Origin of the sequence: Nocardia sp. 852002-20019_SCH5090214, from assembly GCF_001665865.1 — a bacterium.
Classification (GTDB): Bacteria; Actinomycetota; Actinomycetes; order Mycobacteriales; family Mycobacteriaceae; genus Nocardia; species Nocardia nova.
Window position 1 is genome coordinate 1 of record NZ_LZMK01000331.1, and the last position, 12434, is coordinate 12434.

The 12434-nt window shown below is 68.7% G+C and carries 13 protein-coding genes; 3 read left to right on the plus strand and 10 right to left on the minus strand.

The window, feature by feature from the left end:
* From A5780_RS26295 to A5780_RS26305, 3 genes are all read right to left on the minus strand, one after another.
* On the minus strand, positions 1-972 hold a 972-nt coding region (locus tag A5780_RS26295), incomplete at its 3' end, for a hypothetical protein (protein WP_156769670.1).
* Between the two features lie 195 nt (positions 973-1167).
* Complete coding sequence (locus A5780_RS26300; RefSeq protein ID WP_063011387.1) at positions 1168-1560, minus strand: rhodanese-like domain-containing protein; 393 nt, start codon at positions 1558-1560, stop codon at positions 1168-1170.
* Between the two features lie 44 nt (positions 1561-1604).
* On the minus strand, positions 1605-2129 hold the full coding sequence (locus tag A5780_RS26305) for a cysteine dioxygenase family protein (RefSeq protein WP_064909950.1): 525 nt from the start codon (positions 2127-2129) through the stop codon (positions 1605-1607).
* Positions 2130-2473: 344 nt separating this feature from the next.
* On the opposite strand from A5780_RS26305, the gene A5780_RS26310 reads away from it, so the two are divergent.
* Positions 2474-2926, plus strand: coding sequence for a DUF6325 family protein (locus tag A5780_RS26310; RefSeq protein WP_030514283.1), 453 nt, complete (start codon positions 2474-2476; stop codon positions 2924-2926).
* A gap of 8 nt (positions 2927-2934) precedes the next feature.
* Here A5780_RS26310 and A5780_RS26315 read toward each other — a convergent pair whose 3' ends face one another.
* Complete coding sequence (locus tag A5780_RS26315) at positions 2935-4188, minus strand: hypothetical protein (RefSeq protein ID WP_369817607.1); 1254 nt, start codon at positions 4186-4188, stop codon at positions 2935-2937.
* A gap of 121 nt (positions 4189-4309) precedes the next feature.
* On the opposite strand from A5780_RS26315, the gene A5780_RS26320 reads away from it, so the two are divergent.
* Positions 4310-5188, plus strand: a complete 879-nt coding sequence (locus tag A5780_RS26320) for a TIGR03854 family LLM class F420-dependent oxidoreductase (protein ID WP_064909952.1) — start codon at positions 4310-4312, stop codon at positions 5186-5188.
* A 9-nt stretch (positions 5189-5197) separates the two neighbouring features.
* Here the strand turns inward: A5780_RS26320 and A5780_RS26325 are convergent, their stop codons facing one another.
* The 6 genes from A5780_RS26325 to A5780_RS26350 form a co-directional block, all read right to left on the minus strand.
* Positions 5198-6142, minus strand: coding sequence for a zinc-binding dehydrogenase (locus A5780_RS26325; protein ID WP_064909954.1), 945 nt, complete (start codon positions 6140-6142; stop codon positions 5198-5200).
* Positions 6143-6164: 22 nt separating this feature from the next.
* Positions 6165-7625, minus strand: coding sequence for an NAD-dependent succinate-semialdehyde dehydrogenase (locus A5780_RS26330; protein WP_156769671.1), 1461 nt, complete (start codon positions 7623-7625; stop codon positions 6165-6167).
* 94 nt (positions 7626-7719) lie between these two features.
* Positions 7720-9327 (minus strand): molybdopterin-dependent oxidoreductase, encoded by a 1608-nt coding sequence (locus A5780_RS26335; protein ID WP_064909948.1) that lies wholly within the window; start codon positions 9325-9327, stop codon positions 7720-7722.
* 66 nt (positions 9328-9393) lie between these two features.
* Positions 9394-10131 (minus strand): anti-sigma factor domain-containing protein, encoded by a 738-nt coding sequence (locus A5780_RS26340; RefSeq protein ID WP_063011381.1) that lies wholly within the window; start codon positions 10129-10131, stop codon positions 9394-9396.
* Positions 10124-10771 (minus strand): ECF RNA polymerase sigma factor SigK, encoded by a 648-nt coding sequence (sigK, locus tag A5780_RS26345; RefSeq protein ID WP_063011379.1) that lies wholly within the window; start codon positions 10769-10771, stop codon positions 10124-10126. Before sigK ends, A5780_RS26340 begins: the two co-directional genes overlap by 8 nt.
* 165 nt (positions 10772-10936) lie before the next feature.
* Entirely contained in the window at positions 10937-11608 is a 672-nt protein-coding gene (locus A5780_RS26350; RefSeq protein ID WP_063011377.1) for a fasciclin domain-containing protein, read from the minus strand.
* A gap of 155 nt (positions 11609-11763) precedes the next feature.
* Here A5780_RS26350 and dcd point away from each other — a divergent pair, with 155 nt between their 5' ends.
* On the plus strand, positions 11764-12363 hold the full coding sequence (dcd, locus tag A5780_RS26355; protein WP_030514292.1) for a dCTP deaminase: 600 nt from the start codon (positions 11764-11766) through the stop codon (positions 12361-12363).
* Positions 12364-12434: the final 71 nt, after the last annotated feature.

The window sequence follows — 12434 nt, forward strand, 5'->3', positions numbered from 1 at the left end:
CGCGACACCGAACGCGGTACGACCGGCCGCCTGCTCGAACAGTCGCAGGGCGTGTGCGCTGTCTTCGGCGGAATCCGGTGACACCACCCCCGCGATGACGTTCCAGTCCGGGTCCAGCCGGCGCAGGGGCGCGTAGAACGCGGCGTCCTGGGGCGCGGGTTCGGCACCGAACGCACACGGAATGTGCACTGCCGGAAGGGGAGTGCCGTCTGCGCGCAGCCGGCGTGCGGTGTGCTTCAGCAGGGTGACCGCGGGCGCCAGCGAACGCGGGCTGAGCAGCGCCTTGTGCTGGTAATCGCCGTAGCACAGGTGGACCACGGCCTGTGCCCCGATCTCGTGTATGCCGGTGAGTACCCCGGCCAGCTGGCGGGCCAGCAGCGGCGCCGCCGCCCATTTCGCGCCCAGCTGGTCGGCCTTGACCATGCCCAGCAGCGCGAACGGTGATTCGACCTGCCAGACCACGCGATCGCCGTAGCGCGCGTTCACCTCCGCGATCTCTTGCAGTGCGGCCTCGGTGAAGACCGGCAGATGCCGCAGCGCGGCCACGATGAGATCGGAGCGGCGCAGTGCCGGGCCGAGCGGGAAGCCGTTCGACACCGCCGCACCGGCGAAGACGAACATCGCAAGATCCAGCGGATTGGGTTGGCTCAGTTGCAATCTCGTCCCGTCCAGCTCGGGCCGCGCGGCACGCACCTCGTCGAAGGCGGCTACCACGGCACCGATGCGGTCGAGCCGGTCCATCGCCACGTGCCGCGGTTCCAGCTTCGCCCCCGGTCGGAGGCCGTAGCTCGGGAAATCGCTGTAGTCGGAGTAATCGCCGGTGCGGACGACATCGAAGACGTCCTCGTGCTCTCTGCGCCGGCGGAGGTAGTCGAGGATCCAGTCCGGATCCAGGTCACACGGCAGTCCGGTCACGGGATGGCCCGCACTGCGGTCGGCGAACCACTGCAGCACCGCAGCATCCCCGGTCATCAACTCGGCTGGAACACTTCCGACATAATGCGCACACCTGGTCATCGCACTCCTCGTAATTCCGTTTGCCCCTCTACATTCTCAGCCAGATCGTTTGCAGGTGAAAGAATTCCGGGAACCGGGAGGTAGACGCGGCGCTGCGGACGTGTGGTTGTCGTGGCAACCGTGCGGGCGAGGCGGGGGCGGTCGGTGGTGCTACGGAACGGCGGGGGTGCCGCCGGGAGCCACGGGCAGGCCGGCCGCCTTCCACGCCCGGAACCCACCGACCAGATCGGTGGCGCGAGCCAGTCCGAGACGCTGTGCGTCGGCGGCGGCCAGGCTGGAGGCGTAGCCCTCGTTGCAGACGATGATCACCTCGGTGTCGGGCGTCAGATCCGGGAGCCGATGCGAACCGCCGGGGTCGAGCCGCCATTCCAGCACGATCCGTTCGACGACGACCGCGCCGGGTATCTCGCCCTCGGCGAGGCGGTCGGCGTGCGGGCGGATATCGACCACGAGCGCGCCCTCGGCCAACCGGTGCGCGGCGGTGACGGGCTCGACGCGGTTCAATCCGGCGCGTGCCTGTGTGAGCAGATCCTCGGCGCTCATACCGTCACTCCTCGGCGATCGGGCGATGGGGGCTACCGGCATGGTCACACACCGGTGAAATCCCGCAGCGACCGGTATTCGCGGACCGGTCGCAGCGGTGGCGAGTAGGCGTGCACCGTGGTGGCCGGCCGGGCGCTGCGGTTGTGCAGCTGGTGGGCGCGTTCGGGCCCGAACGCGATCGTGTCGCCGGCGCGGCGCCCGGCCGAGCGTACCGGGCCGGTGGGGTAGCGGTAGTCCTCGTCCAGTTCGCCGATCGAGACGGTGAACGACCCCGACGCGCCCCCGTGGTCGTGCGGTTCGGTGCCCTGCCCGGGCGCCCACGACAGCAGCCACAGTTCCACGCCCATCGTCAGCGCGAGCCGGGTCCACCAGCGCCGCGAGGTGTCGAACCGCACGATATCCAGCAGCGGTGTCGCCAGTTCGCTCGCCACCACCGCGGTGAGCTCGTGTAGTTCGGCCGGTGTCCACAGCGTGCGCTCGGCCACCACGGCGTCGCGGAGCAGCGGCACGTCGACGCCCGGATGTATGTCTTCGGCGTGCTCGAGTCGCACAGGCACGGACGTCGTCACCACTACCCCTTCCACACTACGGTCACGCGAATTCTTCGCCGCCACACGCGGTTTGCCACCATCCAGACTCACCGTGAGCGAAATTCCGCGGTGTCGCCGAGCCGGGTGAACGGGCGGCGTCCGCCCGGCGGATTCACCGGGCGGACTTGCGATTCGGGACGTGGATGAGACACCGTGTCCGACCGGCTTGCGTGCAGGAATAGATTCCGGTTTATCCGCGAGCGGCGCGGCTTCGAATCATTAGGTGTCATGGCGGTGGGCGATGTGCTCGTCGTTTACCGCGTGGCGTCAGCTGCTGTCTCGCCGAATCACGCCGGTGATCCGGCCAGGGATGAGGTGCTCGGATGACCAGTGCTGCCGGTATCGATGAGATGGGTCCGATCGACTATCTCGTCATCGAGTTCCCCGCGGGCCGCCCCCCGGACGGTTCGGCCCTGCCGGTGCTGCGCGATCTGGTCGGCCGGGGCATCATCCGCGTGCTGAATCTGGCGTTCCTCCGGAAAGAGGGCGACGGGTCGCTGACCGGCATCGATATCGCCGATATCGGGCTCGAGTGCGAAGCGAGCGTGGCCTTGTTCGCCGAGGAGACGACGGGCGTACTCGACGACGGTGATCTGCGGGAGGCGGGCGCCGCCCTGCACCCCGGGCGTTCGGCCGCCGTTCTGATCTACGAAAACACCTGGGCCGCACCACTGTCGGTGGCTCTGCGGCGCAACGGCGCCGAAACCGTCGCCGCCGGCCGCATCCCGGTCGAGGCGATCCTGACCACCTTGGACAGCCTCGACGACAAGAACTGACCGGCGATTCAGCGGCCCGCTCCGAAGCATCCGGCCGCTCCCGTGGCGGCGAATACGGCGGTGGTGCAGTAGGTGGCCACCGGGTAATAGGGGCCCATCGTGGTGGCCGGATCGCCGCCGCGATCCTGCGAAGCCTGGATCGACTGCGGGTAGAAGCTCTCGCTCGGCAGCATGTTCCGCAGGAAGAGAACCTTCTTCGCCACCTGCGTGCTGCCCCAGGGCAGCACGGTGACACTCGAATCCATCTGTGCCGGTAGATCTTCCGGCGCCGCGACGACGTAGGTGTAGTAGCCGTCGGCGTCGAGCCGGGTCTGGAAGTCGGCCGCGCAGGCCACGACCGGATAGGGCGTCACCAGGTCGTTCTGGCACATCGACCAATATCGGACCTGCTGAGCCGGGTCGGTCGGAGGCTGTCCGGCTCGCGAATCCGGAAAATTCGGGGCCTTACCGCGCACCACGACCAGGCGGCCCGGCTGATAGGTGAGTCCCGCCCCGAGGTATTTGTTGTCGCCGTTCGGGAACAGCCCCGAGGTGCTCGCCGGATTCACGAACGTGGCCTCGGGCACGTTGCCCGGGAACGCGCCCGCCGCCGCCCCGGCGATGACCTGGTCGAATCCGGCGGTCGCGGCCTGGGCGAGGGGGCCGGGATAGGCGCTGGGGTCGAAGACCCGGCTGCACGGTTGCCTGGTGACGGTCGCGCCGGCGACGGTCAGCGTCGCATCGGGCAGTGGTACCCCACCGCCGGCCGAAGTCGGGTCGGTCGGCACATAGACCCGGATGATCAGGAATCCGATGGGCGCGTTCTGCGCGGCGGGCAACGCCCGAATTTCGTTGCGGCCGTGGTCTGCTGCTCCGGTGACCAGTCGAGCGTGCCAGCGCCGCTGCGTTTCCGGCGCTGCCGTCGGTGCGGCGAACGGATTGGCACTGCCCGGATCGGGGGCAATCTGGTTGTCCCGCAACGTATCCACGGTATCGAAGCTCGTGCCGTAGGTATTGAGCGAGAAGTAGCGCGCGGCGGGGTAGCTGCCCGACAATTCGATGGAGTCGCCCGGACCGAGCGCATACGGCAGCACCCAGTACGTGGCGTTGGCATCCGGGAACGCCACATTGAGCACCGTGCTGTTCGACATGAACCGCCAGGCGCACAGCGGTGAATCGGGCGCGGCCTGCGCACCGGCCGACGGCGCCGACCAGACCCCGGCCCATACCGCGAGGAGCACGCCCAGCATGCGGGCACAGCGCGACCGCGACGAAGTCCTCATCCGACCGACTGTGCCGTCGCGCAGGGCACAACCGGATCACCCGCCGCGGGTGAAGGCGCCGGACTCGGCCGAAATATCGATCCCGACGCGGCTGTTGTGCAGGCTTGTGAGCAATGGCGAGGTGAAGATCCGGTTCGGGGTGGGTACGGGTTCGGCGGCCGATCCGGCAGATCTGGCGGCGCTGGTGGATCGGCTCGAGGCCGCGCGGGTCGATTCGCTGTGGTTCTCCGAACTGGTCTTCGCACCGGCCGTGGATCCGACGGTGGGGATGGCGTTCGCGCTGGCCCGCACCAGCCGTCTGAAAGTCGGCACCTCGGTCGCGATTCTGCCGGGGCGCCATCCCGTGCTGGTCGCCAAGCAGCTGGCGTCCTTGGCGGCCTTGGCTCCGAAGCGGGTGCTGCCGGTATTCGGACTGCGACCCGCGGGGCCCGGCGAACAGGACCTGTTTCCGGTGCCGGGACCGCGCGGCGCGGTCTTCGACGAATCGCTGCGCCTGCTGCGGGCGGTGCTGCGCGCCGACGATGTCGATTTCGACGGCGACTACTTCACCGTTCGCGGGGCGACGGTGGGCAAGCGGCCGGCTCGCCCGCTCGACATCTGGCTCGGTGGTCGCGTAGCGGGCGCCTTCCGCCGCATCGGCCGATACGGCGACGGCTGGCTCGGGAGTTTCGTGACCCCGGCCGAGGCGGCGGCCGGGGTGTCGGCGATCAACGCGGCGGCCGCCGCGGCGGGCCGGGAGATCGAAGCCGATCACTTCGGCATCACGCTGTTGCTCGCGGAGAACGGCATCCCCGCCCAGCTGGCGGCACGGATCGGCGCGCAGCGAGCGGGTGCCGATCCGAACGACGTGATCGCCGGGAGCTGGGCGGACCTGCACCGGCTGGTGGACGGGTACCTCGCGGCCGGTCTGAGCAAATTCGTCGTGGTGCCGGCCGACGGCGCGATATCGGCGGAATTCGTGGACCGGTTCGTCACCGAACTGCTGCCGCGGCAGAACTGAGACGGGGTATCAGGGCACGTCGATGACGAGCTTGCCCGCGTTGTGCCCCTCGTCCAGCTGTTCGTGGATCGCGACGATGTCGTCGAGCGGCATGGTCTTCGCGATCCGCGGATGGACGAGTCCGCGCTCGAACAGCGGGGTCATCTCGGTGAGCCGGCGGCGTTCGCGGCTGAGGAAGATGCCGTAGAGCGTCTGGTTGCGCTGGTAGAGATCGTCGAGCCGGCCCTCCGGTCCGAGGATGGTGGCGATGCGTCCGCCGTCGCGAGTGGCCGCGCAGCTCCGGCCGACATTCTCACCGCCTACGGTGTCGAGCACCGCGTCGACGCCGGTGCCGTCGGTGTGCGTGCGGGCCACCTCGACGAAGTCCTCGCTCTTGTAGTCGATCGGGGTCGCGCCGAGATCCCGCAGCAGCTGCTGATGGTCCGCCCCGGCGGTGGCCAGCACCGAGGCGCCGGCCGCGCGGGCGAACTGCACCGCGAACGTGCCGACACCGCCGGATCCACCGTGTACCAGCACGGTCTGTCCCGGCCGCACGGCGAGCCGGCGCACGATCGCCTCCCACGCGGTTCCGCCGGCCAGCGGAATCGCGGCGGCCTCCGCGAACGACAGGCTCGTGGGTTTCGGCGCGACGATCGAGGCGGCCGCCACGTGGTACTGGGCATAGGCGCCCCCACCCGAGGCCAGTTCCGAGGTGTAGTACACGGCATCGCCGACCGCCACGTCGGTGACACCGTCACCGACCTGTTCCACCTCTCCGGCGACATCGCTGCCGATCACGGCGGGCAGCGCCAGGTTCGGATTCGCCAGTCCCCGGCGGATGATTCCGTCCACCGGGTTCGCGCTCGACGCCCGGACTCGCACCAGCACCTCACCCGGGCCGGGACGTGGCGTATCGACGTCTCGAACCGTGAGTGCTTCCGGACCACCGAATTCCCGCAGCACCGCTGCACGCATGCGCATCTCCTCCTTCGAACGGTCAGCCCGCGACACCGGCGGATGCGGTCTTGCGGGGCAGCGAGCGAATCAGCTTGCGATTGGCGAAACCGAACATGCCGAGTTCGGACAGTTCGCGACCGAAACCGGACTGCTTCACCCCGCCGAAGGGCAGATCGGCCTGCGAGGAGGTCGGGTGGTTGATCCACACCATGCCGCTGTCGATCTGCTCGGCCACCGCTCGCGCGCGGTCCGGGTCGCTGCTGTACACCGTGGCGCCGAGTCCGAACTTCGAGGTGTTCGCCAACTCGATCGCCTCGCGTTCGTCGCCGACGCGGTACACCACCGCGACCGGCCCGAACAGCTCCTCGGAATAGGCGCGCATCTCGGGGGTGACGTCGGTCAGCACCGTCGCGTCGACGAACGCGTCGCGGCGTCCGGGCGCCGGTACGTCGGGGCGGCTGCCACCGGTGACCACCGTGGCGCCCTTCTCGCGGGCATCTCGAACCTGTTCCAGCAGGTCGTCGGCGGCCTTCGGGGAGGAGAGCGGTCCGAGTGTGGTCTCCGGATCCGACGGGTCGCCGGGGCGCAGTGCGCCGAACCGCTCGGCCAGACCGGCCACGAAGCGGTCGCACAGTTCGTCCGGGACGATGAAACGTTTTGCGGCGACACAACTTTGACCGGTGTTCGCCAGCCGCCCGGTGGTCGCCGCATCGATCGTGTCGTCCAGATCGTCGGCGTCGAGCACGATGAAGGGGTCGCTGCCGCCGAGTTCCAGCACGCATTTCTTCACGTGCCGCCCGGCGATCTCGGCCACCGACGCACCGGCGGCGTCGCTGCCGGTGAGGGATACGCCCTGGACAGCGGGGTGCGCCAGGACGTGCTCGACGTCCGAGATCCGCAGGAAGACGTTGGTGTACACCCCTTCGGGCGCGCCGGCGTCGGTGAAGATCTTCTGCAGTTCGAGCGCGGTGAGCGCGCAGATCTTGGCGTGCTTGAGCAGAATCGTGTTGCCCAGCACCAGATTCGGCGCCGCGAACCGCACCACCTGATAGAGCGGGAAGTTCCACGGCTCGATGCCGAGCAGCACCCCCAGTGGTGCGTTGACGACCTGAGCTTCACCCTCCTCGACCGGCAGCGCGGTGGGCTCCAGAATGCGCGGGCCGTTCTCGCCGTAGTACTGCAGGATGCTCGCCGCGAGGTCGACTTCGAACTCGCTCTCGGAGATGCGTTTGCCCATTTCGCGGGTGATGAGCCGGGCGAGGTCGTCCTTACGTTCGCGCATCAGATCGGCTGCGGCGGACACCACCCGCGCACGCTGCTCGACCGGCGTGGCACGCCATGACCGATAGGCGTCGTCCGCACGTTCGAGCGGGGCATCGAGTTGTTCGGTCGCCAGATAGGGCAGTTCGGCGAGGGTTTCGCCGGTATAGGCGTCGACCGTCTCGAACGGTTCGGCGTCGGGACCCGAGGCGCTCATCGGCTGGATGTTGGTCGATGTCATCGGTCACCACTCCTCGTACGACGGAATCCGACTCGGTCGGTGTCGGTCGGTCGGTGTCACAGGGTGGCTACCCGCCAACGGCGCACGAAACATCTCACCGCACACCGACCGTCCGGGAATGCCACCCCGTCGCGCCGTCCGGCATCGGGGGGCGGCGCTGTGCGGGCTGGGTGGTTCCGGTGGTGTCGGTGGCGCGGACGTGCAGGGTGTGGGTGCCCGGGGTGGCCTGCCAGCGGTAGGTCCATTGGCGCCAGGTGTCGGGGGAGTATTCGGTGGTCAGGTCGGCGGCGAGCCAGGGGCCGTCGTCGACCCGCACCTCCACCGACGCGATACCGCGATGCTGAGCCCAGGCGACTCCGGCGACTGTGACCGGGCCGGCGGACAGGGTGGCGAAGGCGGCGGGGACATCGATCCGGGACGCGGTCTTGATCGGAGCCCGGTCCGCCCACCCCCGGGTCGTCCAATACGCCTGTGCGCGATCGAATCTGGTCACTTCGAGGTCGACCACCCATTTGGTGGCGGAGACGTAGCCGTAGAGGCCGGGAACCACGAGCCGCGCCGGGTAGCCGTGTTCGAGCGGCAGCGGCGCGCCGTTCATGCCGACGGCGAGCAGGGCGTCGCGCCCGTCGGTCATCGCCTGGATCGGCGTCCCGGCGGTGAATCCGTCGGCGCTGCGGGACAGCACCATATCGGCATCCGGACGCACACCCGCCTCGTGTAGCAGATCGGCCAGCCGGTAGCCGGTCCACACCGCATTGCCCGCGAGATCGCCACCCACTTCGTTGGACACACAGGTCAGCGTGATCATGCGCGCGATCGCGGGGCGCCGACGCAACTCGTCCATCGTGAATTCCACTGTGCGGTCGACCATTCCGTGGATGCGCAGGCTCCACTCGGTACTGCTGACGGCCGGCACCTGCAGCGCGGTGTCGACCCGGTAGAAGTCGGCGCCGGGCGTGACGAATGCGGTAAGTCCCGGCACCGAGCGGGTCATGGCCGGGGTGATCGGCGCGGCCTCCGAAACTGTTCCGGGCACGATGAATCGCGCCCGGTCCGCGGCCACGTCCCGCAGCCGTTGCGCCACGAATCGTCCTGCCGCCGCGGCACCGACCGCGATCGCGCCGGCCCCGGCCGCCATCGCCAGAAAACGCCGCCGGGCCAATCGAGTGGCACTCGGGATATCGCCGTGGTCCGGGACGCGGTCCCGAGCCCCTTCGCGGCCCCGCAACTCGTCGCGTCGACCGCCGTGTGGGAGCAGTAGCCGTAAGACGATCAGCCCCGCCGCCACACCCGCCGCGGTCGGAATCGCGAACCACCACTGCGCATTCGGGCGATGCAGTGCCGCAGCGATGATCGCGACACCCAGAACGGCGAATACCGCACTGCCGATGCGACGGCGACGTTCGAGCACACCGCACAGTGCGGCAAGCACCACCATCGCCGCGCCCATGGCGGCGAACAGCACGTCCTTGTCGTGACTGCCGAACCGCCGGATCGCCTCCTCGCGCAGTTGCTGCGGCGTGTGATCGACGACCGTCGCCCCGGCGGCGAAGAACGGCGAGGAGCGTGGATCCAGGATCGCACCCACGAGTTCGCCGATGCCCAGCACCGCCGCACCGGCCAGTATTCCGGCGAGCGCGGCGGCGGCGAATCCGAGCGTGCCGCGGTGCGCGGTGGGCTCGCGCGTACCCGTATCGATCATGATCTCCTCGATTCCCAGGTGGGATGAGGAATTCGTGACGCCGGTCCGCGCGGACGGCGCCGATCGTCAGCTCATCGACATGGAGGCGATCGGGGCCGTGGTCGGGGCCGGGGAGCCGCCCGCGGGTTCGACGGTGATGGCCAGTGCGTCGCCGCCGGAATAAGTGGCCACCATCGGCGCGGACGCACTCGGCATGCGGTCCATCACCCCTTCCGAGCGTGGCGCACCGGTCGGCGGTACCACCCACAGCTGGTACACATGGCCCTGCGGCGCCGGCGGCACGCTGTCGAAAGCCACTGTGGCCGCACCCATTTCGGTGGACGCGTGCACCGTGACCACACCGCCGGTACTGAGCGGCGCGCTCGCGGTGTGTGCATCCGGTTGCCGCATGATCTGTTCCGCCATCGGGGGATTCGCGGTCTGCCCGGCGTATTGCTGGGCGACGATACCGCCGCCGATTCCGGCCGCCACCACTACCGCGGCCGCCGCGGCCAGCCACCGTAGCCGAGGCCTCCTGGACGGTCGGGTGAGCGGAACCGCAGCGGACGGATCGGTGGGCCGCGCCCGGTCGAGTGCGGCGAGTATGCGCGCTTCCAATTCCGGCGCGGGCTCCTGCGCATCGAGCACCGACAAAGCACCCATCGTCTCGCGGACCGCGCGAACCACCACCGAGAAGGCCTGGCTCGTGTCCGGTCCGGCATCGGCGACGCGCTGTTCGATCTCGTCGCGCTCGGAATCACCGACCGCGTCCAGTGCGTAGGGGTAGGCCAGGTCGAGCAACTCGTGGTCGGATGTGTCAGGCATGGGCGGCCACCCCCGAGAGGCAGGTCTGAAGCCGTTTCAGCGCATCCCGGATACGGCTCTTGACGGTGGGCAGTGGCGCATCGAGATGTTCGGCGACTTCTCGATAGGTGCGTCCGCTGTAGTAGGCCAGCGCGATCGCCTCCCGCTGGGTCGCGGTGAGAGTGTCCAGGCAGTGCAGCACCGCCTGCTCCTCCAGTCTCTGACCGACCGTCTCGGCGACCGTGTCGTGGTCGCGCCCGAGGTGGGCGTGGCCGTAGACACGATCGCGCACCGTCGCCGATTCCTCGAGGCGCACGCGGTCCACGGCACGCCGATGGGTGAGCATCATCAGCCAGCCGATCGGGCTGGCCAGCGCGGGGTCGTAGCGTTCGGCGGCCGTCCAGGCCTGCAGGTACACCTCCTGCGTGACCTCCTCGGCGGCGGTGTGATTGCGCAGGATGCGCAGGGCCAGACCGAACACCCTCGCGCTGGTCGCCCGATAGAAGCGCGTGAACGCCTCGCGGTTTCCGGTGGCGGCGGCCGCGAGCAGGGTGGCGAGCTCACGTTGTGTTTCCGCTCGCTCGCCTCCACCCGGCGGACACGACGGGGTGTCGGAGGTGTCTGCCAGGCGGATCGAGGTGAACTCCGGATCGCCGGTCATGAGCGCGTCCCTGCATACATGGGAAGAGGTTCGACATGACCAGCGTGCCGGATGGGTGCGGATTTCGGAACGTTTTCGCCCGGGTGCGCTACATCGACCGAACCGCGCCGATACATTCTCCGACCAGGACGTTCTCCGACCAGCGCGGACGGCAGTCGTGACAACTCAGGCGGGCGGCATCAGGACGGTATCGATCAGATAGACCGTCGCATTGGCGGTCTTCACACCTCCGCAGACGACCGACGCGTCGTTGACCTTGATCGTGTCGCCGGATCGGGTCACGTTCACCATGCCGCCCTCGACCGTCTTGTGCTCACCCGCGATGGCGTCGGGCGCGATCTGCCCCGGCACCACGTGGTAGGTGAGGATCTTGGTGAGGGTGGCGCTGTCGGTCTTCAGGCTGTCGACCGTGGCCGGCGGCAGTTTCGCGAACGCGTCGTCGGTGGGCGCGAACACGGTGAACTGGCCGCCGTTCAGGGTGTCGACCAGGTTGACCTGAGGATTCAGCTTTCCGGACACCGCCGCGGTGAGCGTGGTCAGCATCGGATTGTGTGAGGCGGCGGTCGCCACCGGATCCTGTGCCATCCCCTCGACCGACCCCGGGCCCGTGGGCACCTGCTCGGCGTAGGCCTTGCAGCCGGGGCCGACCAGGCCGGCCATGGCATCGGCGGCCGAACCGCTCGGCGACATCATGGGGCTGGTCGTCGCGTTACCGTTCATCGTGGTCGGCGTCGATCCCGAACCGGAGTTGTCGTCGGAAGAACAGGCCGACACTCCCAGCAGGGCCGTGGTCGAAACCAGCGCTGCGGTGACAACGGCGCGCTTCATACTTCTCATCGGTTCATCGCTTTCTCTCGGACGACCCGGCGGTCGCATATCTCGTCGTTGGCGACAAGGAGTTCGCGTCGACCGGTCCGGCGGATGGGACGAATTTCGTCCCGGCTCGCTGTGCGGCTGCGAGCCCGCGAACACGGGTTACTAGGCTGACCGCCGTGCTGCTTTCCGATCGCGACATTCGTGCCGAGCTGGCCGCCGGGCGGCTCGGGCTGGAACCGTTCGACGAGAAATTGGTTCAGCCGTCGAGTATCGATGTGCGTCTGGATCGAATGTTCCGGGTGTTCAACAACACCCGCTACACCCATATCGATCCCGCGCAACGCCAGGACGAGCTGACCACTCTGGTCGAACCCGATCAAGGCGAGCCGTTCGTCCTGCATCCGGGTGAATTCGTCCTCGGCTCCACGCTCGAGGTCTGCACCCTGCCCGATGATCTGGCCGGCCGCCTGGAGGGTAAATCGAGTCTGGGGCGCCTCGGGCTGCTCACCCATTCCACGGCGGGATTCATCGATCCGGGTTTCAGCGGTCACATCACGCTGGAGTTGTCGAATGTGGCGAATCTGCCGATCACGCTGTGGCCGGGGATGAAGATCGGCCAGCTGTGCCTGTTCCGCCTGAGCAGTCCCTCGGAACATCCGTACGGCAGCGCGGCGGCCGGCTCGAAATATCAGGGTCAGCGCGGGCCCACGCCCTCGCGGGCGTATATGAATTTCCCCCTGCCGCAGGATTCGATTCCGCAGCCCGCGGAGTCCTGATATTCCGAACCGGCCGCCGCTCATGTCGCCGACCCGAGGTAGGTCAGCCCGGCGGCAGCACGTGCGCGCCC

Bases quoted from the DNA above. Each gene is read 5' to 3' on its own strand.
- A5780_RS26300 (WP_063011387.1), bottom strand. From the start codon at position 1,560: ATGAGCGCCGAGGATCTGCTCACACAGGCACGCGCCGGATTGAACCGC.
- A5780_RS26310 (WP_030514283.1), top strand. From the start codon at position 2,474: ATGACCAGTGCTGCCGGTATCGATGAGATGGGTCCGATCGACTATCTC.
- A5780_RS26315 (WP_369817607.1), bottom strand. From the start codon at position 4,188: ATGAGGACTTCGTCGCGGTCGCGCTGTGCCCGCATGCTGGGCGTGCTC.
- A5780_RS26325 (WP_064909954.1), bottom strand. From the start codon at position 6,142: ATGCGTGCAGCGGTGCTGCGGGAATTCGGTGGTCCGGAAGCACTCACG.
- A5780_RS26330 (WP_156769671.1), bottom strand. From the start codon at position 7,625: ATGACATCGACCAACATCCAGCCGATGAGCGCCTCGGGTCCCGACGCC.
- A5780_RS26335 (WP_064909948.1), bottom strand. From the start codon at position 9,327: ATGATCGATACGGGTACGCGCGAGCCCACCGCGCACCGCGGCACGCTC.
- A5780_RS26340 (WP_063011381.1), bottom strand. From the start codon at position 10,131: ATGCCTGACACATCCGACCACGAGTTGCTCGACCTGGCCTACCCCTAC.
- sigK (WP_063011379.1), bottom strand. From the start codon at position 10,771: ATGACCGGCGATCCGGAGTTCACCTCGATCCGCCTGGCAGACACCTCC.
- A5780_RS26350 (WP_063011377.1), bottom strand. From the start codon at position 11,608: ATGAGAAGTATGAAGCGCGCCGTTGTCACCGCAGCGCTGGTTTCGACC.